Genomic DNA, 2,964 nt, shown 5'->3' on the forward strand with positions numbered 1-2,964 from the left:
CCGTGCGGGTGCGCTTCGAGGTGCTGCCCAACGGCACGGTATCGGCGCCGGCCGTCGTGTCGTCGTCGAACGTGCGCCTGAACCGGGCCGCGCTGGCGGCGGTCGCGCAATGGAAGTTCCAGCCGCTGCGCGAGACGCAGGAAGGTGTCGTCGAGCTGGGCTTCAACCTCGACTGAGGCTGCCGCTCGGGGTGCGCGTCAGGCGGCGACCGTCCGCTCGGGCGCGATCGCCCCGCGGTACTGCCGCACCCAGGCGACCACCTCGCTCGACGGCATGGCCGCCGCGATGCCGTTGCCCTGGGCCATGTCGCAGCCGATCGCGATCAGGCGCTGCGCCTGGGCCCGCGATTCGACGCCCTCGGCCACCACCGTGCACCCGAAGGTGCGCGACAGACTGATCACCCCGGCGACGATCGCGTGGTCCTGCGGATCGAGCAGCATGTTCTGCACGAACGAGCGGTCGATCTTCAGCAGGTCGAGCGGCAGCCGCTTCAGGTAGGTGAGGGTGGAGTAGCCGGTGCCGAAATCGTCGAGCGCGAAGCGCACGCCGAGCTTGCGGCATTCCTGCATCAGCTGCACGGTGTAGTCGACGTCGGCGAGTGCTGCGGTCTCCAGCACCTCGATCACCAGGCGCTGCGCCACCGGCGAGTTGTAGCGTGAGAGCAGTCCGGCCAGGCGCTGCGCGAACAGCGGCTCCTGCAGGTGGCGCGCCGAGACGTTGATGCTGAGCGTGAGGTCGAGCCCCTGGCGCTGCCACTGCGCGAGCTGCTCGATGCCCTGCTGCAGCACCCAGTCGCCGACGCTGGCGCTGAGCCCGGTGTGCTCGATCAGCGGCAGGAAATGCGCCGGTGCGATCACGCCGTGCTGCGGGTGCTTCCAGCGCAGCAGCGCCTCGACGCCCATCACCGTGCCGTTGCGCAGGTCGACCTTGGGCTGGTAGTAGAGGCAGAACTCCTGCGCGTCGAGCGCAGTCTGCACGCGGCTGAGCGCCTCGAAGCGCTCTTCGGTGCGGCGGTTCAGCTCGGTGTCGAAGAACAGCGAGCCGTTGCGGCCGGCCTGCTTGGCGCCGTACATCGCATGGTCGGCGTGGCGCAGCAGCGTTTCGGCGTCGGCGCGGTCGACCGGGTAGACGGTGGCGCCCAGGCTGGCGGTGACGATCACCGGCCCGATGCCCATGCCGAGGTTGTACGGCAGCGAGACCTGGCGCAGCACGCGCTCGACGGTGGCCTGCGCGTCTTCGAGGGTTGCCGCGCGCAGCAGCAGCACGAACTCGTCGCCGCCCAGGCGCGCGACCTCGTCGGTCCAGTGGTCCCAGCGGCCGAGTGCATTGCGCAGCCGCTGCGCCAGCTCGACCAGCAGCCGGTCGCCGGCCTCGTGGCCGTGCGTGTCGTTGACCGGCTTGAAGTTGTCGAGGTCGAGGTAGCAGACCACCAGCAGGTAGCCGTCGCGCTCGCTGGCGCGGATCGCGTCGCGCAGCATCTGCGCGAGGCGGGCCCGGTTGGGCAGCCGGGTCAGCTCGTCGAAGTGGGCCTGGCGCTCCAGCTGCTCGCGGTGCAACCGGGCCTGCGTGGTGTCCGACAGCACCAGCACGTGGTGGCGCAGTTCGGCATCGGGGCCGGGGATCGCGGAGATCGTCACCTGCAGTGCGCACAGCTCGCCGTCGCGCCGCCGGTCGATGATCTCGCCGCGCCACGAGCCGGTGGATTCGAGCGCGGCGGCCATGCTGGCGCGCTGCGCGGCGCCCGGCTCGCCGTCGGTGGCCGGGCGCAGCAGCGCGGGCACCGCGCCGAGCATCTCCTCGCGCGAGAAGCCGGTGATCTTCGTGAAGGCAGGGTTCACGTCCAGCACCCGGCAGGCCGCGTCGGTGATGATCAGCCCCTCGTGCAGGTACTCGAACAGCCGGGTCGTCACGTTCTGCCGCTCTTCGGTGGCATGGCGGTCGGTGATGTCGATCGCGGTGGCGATCACGCGCCGTGGCGTGCCATCGGGCTGCCATTCGACGGCCCGGGCATGGCCTTCGAGCCACAGCCAGCGGCCATCCTTGGTCTGCAGCCGGAATTCGAAGGCATCCGGCTCGCCGGCGGACGGCACGCTGCGGCCGCGCGGCTGCAGCGCATTCAGCAGGCGGACGCTGTCGGACGGGTGGGTGCGGGCCAGCAGCTCGTCGATGCGGTGGCCGAACTCGAGGCTGCCGTAGCCGAGCATGCGCAGCCAGCGGCGCGAATAGCCGAGGCGGCCGCTGCGCAGGTCCCATTGCAGCGTGCCGACGCCGGCGGCATCGAGCGCCAGCTGCCAGCGCGCTTCTTGCGTGGCGGTGCGGCCCACCACGGCGCTGGCGAGCAGCGGCGTGGCACACAGGGTGGCCAGCCAGGCGGACAGCGTGGCGGCATCGGCCAGCGGGCCGGTGCCCGCCGCGCCCTTGGCGGCCCAGGAAGYGAGAGCGAAGGCGGCCAGCAGCACCGTGGCCGAAGCCGGCAGCAGCCCGCGGCGCGCCGCCAGGCCACCGAGCAGCAGGTGCGGCAGGCTGGCCAGTGCGAGCATCGCCGGGGCGTTGCCGTGGCGGGCGAAGGCCCAGGCCGCGGCGAAGGCCGCTGCGCCGAGCACGACGCTCGCGAGCCAGCGCCACTGCGCGAACGCCCGGTGCAGCGTGTTGCGCGACAAGGCCAGCAGCGGCACCGCGAGCAGCGCGCAGGCCAGTGCATCGCGCGCCACGGTGCGTGCCGCGGGCAGCCACGCCTGGCGGTCGAGCGTGCCGTCGACGGTGAGGCAGACGAGGGCCGTGGCCACCGCGGCCAGCGTGGGCAGCAGCACGCCGACGCCCAGCAGCAGCCCGGCATCGCGCCAACTGTCGATGCTGCCGACGAAGCCGAGGCGGCGCAGCAACAGCGCCGACAGCAGGCCGGCGCCGACCACGGCACCCGACGCAGCGGCGGCCTGCCAGGGCGCCAGGTCCGAGCCGAGCAGC

2 protein-coding genes are annotated in these 2,964 nt (G+C 72.5%); one reads left to right on the forward strand and one right to left on the reverse strand.

Features of this window, described 5'->3' with window-relative positions; genetic code table 11:
• Positions 1 to 8 precede the first annotated feature (8 nt).
• Positions 9 to 176, forward strand: coding sequence for a TonB family protein (locus AC1D12_RS29730; protein ID WP_477844807.1), 168 nt, complete (start codon positions 9 to 11; stop codon positions 174 to 176).
• A gap of 21 nt (positions 177 to 197) precedes the next feature.
• Here the strand turns inward: AC1D12_RS29730 and AC1D12_RS29735 are convergent.
• Positions 198 to 2,964, reverse strand: a 2,767-nt coding sequence (locus AC1D12_RS29735) for a putative bifunctional diguanylate cyclase/phosphodiesterase (protein ID WP_477844805.1), incomplete at its 5' end; no start/stop codon positions are given.

It is taken from the genome of Rhizobacter sp. P1_G5 (assembly GCF_056405435.1).